This is a genomic window from Mesorhizobium sp. M7A.F.Ca.US.011.01.1.1, from assembly GCF_003998295.1.
In the GTDB taxonomy this organism is placed as follows: domain Bacteria; phylum Pseudomonadota; class Alphaproteobacteria; order Rhizobiales; family Rhizobiaceae; genus Mesorhizobium.
Genome location: NZ_RZRT01000135.1, coordinates 1 through 3,120, shown reverse-complemented (window position 1 = coordinate 3,120; position 3,120 = coordinate 1). Strand labels below are relative to the sequence as shown.

Here is a 3,120-nt window from a genome sequence, read left to right as displayed (position 1 = left end):
AGAGCCTGTCCGCTTCGGTCTCGAGTACGCTCAATGTATCACTTGCGTGCCCGAGGCCGGCGCTCGCCGTAAACAGCAACTTGCCCAGGTCGCCGCGCGATTCCAGGATTGATTTTCCACCTGCTTCCAGCGTTTCGTCGTCCAACGAAAACATGGTCTCGTATGCGTCGCGAGACAGCCCCGCGAGATGTGCGGATATCGCCATTTCGCTAACCGGTTGGCCAGTCGCGTTCAACAATGAGTTGGTGCGCTGCTTCGTGCGTGTGAACGTGAGCTCCGCGCCGCCGAGTTCGAGCACCCCGCCGATGCGCATCGCGCTGTACTCGTGCAGGAAATTGTAGCGGCTGCGTTCCTCGATTCCAAACAGCAGGTCGAGATAGCCAGAAAGCGCAGTCGACTTGCCGGCCTCGTTCAGGCCGAAGACGATATGCAGGTCGGGACCGGATTCCGGTTTCGACCCGAAGTCGATCGTCCTGTCGGTGAACTTGCCATAACGAATGAGATCAAGCCGCCGGAGCCTCATTGTGACCCACCAGCCTTAAGGCGGGCGGTGACCAGGTCGGCGCCATTGGCAACCACCCTGTCGAGAAACAACTCCATCTCAGCCTCGTTCTTACCGGCGAAATCGCGCCCGTCAGGCGGAAGATCCCCGATCATCTTCTGGACCAACGCCCTCGCCTCGGCACGGAAAGCTTCCGACCTGGCATCGGCGCGCATGGATTGAGCGAGTTCGAAGATCGGATCAGCGACGCCCTCGGATGCTTCGGCTACGGATGGAGCAACGTTAAGTTCGAGCTTCTCCACCCAGATTCCGCCAACCTGCTCAGCTTCTGCGAGCAGCAGGTCGCGGTCACGGATCAGCCGCCAGGATAAGGGTGAAGCCCCGGTCAGGCCGAGGCGGACCACAACGTGACGGGACCTGACGGAGGCGCGCACATCTTCGAGCGCGGAGCGGACTCGTCCGACGACATCGGACCATTCCACCGTTTCGGTCAGGTCGACATTCACCCTTTCGAATTGCGCGATGCTGGTCAGTCTCTCCTCGATCTCTACGGTGCGGTCGTCTCGTATCGTCACCAGGGTGACGGATTTCTCCCCGGCCTCGTTGATGTCCCTGCCCTGTGGAATTCCTGGCATCACCACGGTGCTCGCACCGGGATGGACTTGGCGGACGTGGATGTGCCCAAGGGCCCAGTAGTCGAAGCCATGGCTGTGCAGGTCAGCGACGCTGCAGGGAGCGTAGACGTCGTGGCCGGGAGATCCGGCCAGACTGGTATGCATAATGCCGACATTGACCGCGCCTTCACGCGGCGCTGAATACTTGGGAAGCAGGCTCTCCGGTGCCTTGGGGCTCGCGAAGCTCAAACCATGGAACATGACGTCAAGCCCGCCGGCTGTCTGCAGCACTGACTGCGGACGGCCACCGAAGATCGTGACCGTGTCAGGGAACACCAGCTGTTTCGATATCCGCGACAGGGCGTCATGATTGCCGCGGATCTTGAAAGCCTTGATGCCGGCCTGGTGAAGTCGTGTCATCTGTGACGCCAAGAACCGCGCGGTTTTCATCGATGTCTGATCGCCATCGTAGAGATCGCCGGCAATGACCAGCGCATCGACACGTTCCGCAAGGCAGAGATCCACGATCGAGATAAAAGCCTGACGGCTGGCGTCTCCGACCAGTTCGGCAAGGTCGGGGTTTCGCATCGCCAGCGAACGCAGCGGCGAGTCAAGGTGAATATCGGCCGTGTGTACGAATCGAAATGCCATTGAGCGGTCTCCGCCCACGAACATATCGATGTTCGATCGCGGCCCGATAGAAGAATTTCACGACACGCGGTGTTGGGTGTCCAGACCACACGGGATCCCGTCCTTATCGCGGTCGACCTTCCCGCCCCACGAACAATTCTTAAGATATCATTGAGCTTCGTCAGGGCGCCAGCGCGGACGCCTTGATGGTCAAGCACGGCCAGGCGCTCGACTGGCCCCCTTTCAGCCACGGCGCCTATGCGGGGCAGCAGGCAAACGCCAAGGCGGCGAAGATCGGCGTGTGGGTCGGAACGTTTCAGACGCCTTGGGGATCGGCGCGCAGCCCATGCCGAGGGCGCGAAGCGGGCTGCCAGCAAACCGCCCGGAATAATCAGCCGGCGCCTGGTCATCGTCTCTCTGAAAGTTCGAAAAGCAGCATCGCAGACGAAGTGAGGGGGCCAAACCGACGGTTAAGTATGCCGTAGAGGTCCGTGACTATCTTCTGGGAATAAATAGCTGCTCGCGCAGGCAGTCACCGACGAAGCGGCCGTAGCGGTCCCAAGCGACAAAGTCGCATGTGACCGGCCTGTTAGGCCGCCAGGAACCCGGCGAGCGCAGCCGCGGCCTTTGCGTGGCCTCGCCGACGACGGAGCCGCTGGCGGGCGGGCGAAATATCCGCTTGCGCTAATATAAAAGTGACGTAACGTCACGCCAGCATCTTGGGGATGCGGATCCGTGGTGGAAGTACGATGAGAGTGGGTATATTTTGCGTGGCAATCGTGATCGCTGCGACCGGTGTCGCTGTTGCCAAGGAAAAGAAGGTGGTGGTCAGTGATGCTGCGGCCCTCTGCTCTAAGCATTCGGCCAAGAAGCCGTTACCAGATCTAGACTGCAGTTTGACCGGAACGGCCAAATTGCCGGATGGAGCAACGCCGGAAAAGCCGCGTCTCGGATACGACACCAATCCGTGGTTGACAATTGGCTTTTAGATCGCAGTTGACCCAGCCGAGAGAAACACCAATCCCCTGCGGGAACATTCTTCAGGGGCGAAGTTCTGATTCGCCTTAGTTTACTCGCCGTTAGCCAAGGCCAGAAGGCTGCCCTCTATCAGCTTCCAAAAGCCCGAGGCTAGAGAGAGACGTGGAACCGGCATGATCTTGCCGCACGTCGCGGGCTTCATCGGTTTGACTGAAGCTGCGCCGGTAGCCCCGCACTTTGCGACGTCGTGCTGGGTTTTCCCGCCGTGCTTGAGAATACCGATTCAGCCAGTCTCGACGACGGATTTACCGCCATCAGCGGCCAGATAATCTTCGTCATCAGCACATAGTCGCCGGCGCCGTCGAGGCGGGCCGCCTCGATAACTTCCTTGCTGAC

At 60.1% G+C, this 3,120-nt stretch carries 4 protein-coding genes; 1 reads left to right on the top strand and 3 read right to left on the bottom strand.

Annotated elements, in window-relative coordinates:
* A partial coding sequence (locus tag EOA13_RS36705; RefSeq protein ID WP_164780595.1) for an AAA family ATPase occupies window positions 1–523 on the bottom strand: 523 nt, incomplete at its 3' end.
* A complete protein-coding gene (locus EOA13_RS36700) occupies window positions 520–1,767 on the bottom strand; it encodes an exonuclease SbcCD subunit D (RefSeq protein ID WP_127297995.1) in 1,248 nt (415 codons plus the stop codon). The genes EOA13_RS36705 and EOA13_RS36700, both read right to left, overlap by 4 nt.
* A gap of 749 nt (window positions 1,768–2,516) precedes the next feature.
* On the opposite strand from EOA13_RS36700, the gene EOA13_RS36685 reads away from it, so the two are divergent.
* Window positions 2,517–2,735: a hypothetical protein gene (locus tag EOA13_RS36685; protein ID WP_206535364.1), complete on the top strand. Its 219-nt coding sequence runs from the start codon at window positions 2,517–2,519 to the stop codon at window positions 2,733–2,735.
* A 187-nt stretch (window positions 2,736–2,922) separates the two neighbouring features.
* Here the strand turns inward: EOA13_RS36685 and EOA13_RS38470 are convergent.
* The coding region (locus EOA13_RS38470; protein ID WP_206535365.1) for a hypothetical protein at window positions 2,923–3,120 on the bottom strand (198 nt) is incomplete at its 5' end.

Excerpts from the sequence above, each read along its gene's own strand:
- EOA13_RS36700 (WP_127297995.1), bottom strand. The coding sequence starts at position 1,767 with ATGGCATTTCGATTCGTACACACGGCCGATATTCACCTTGACTCGCCG.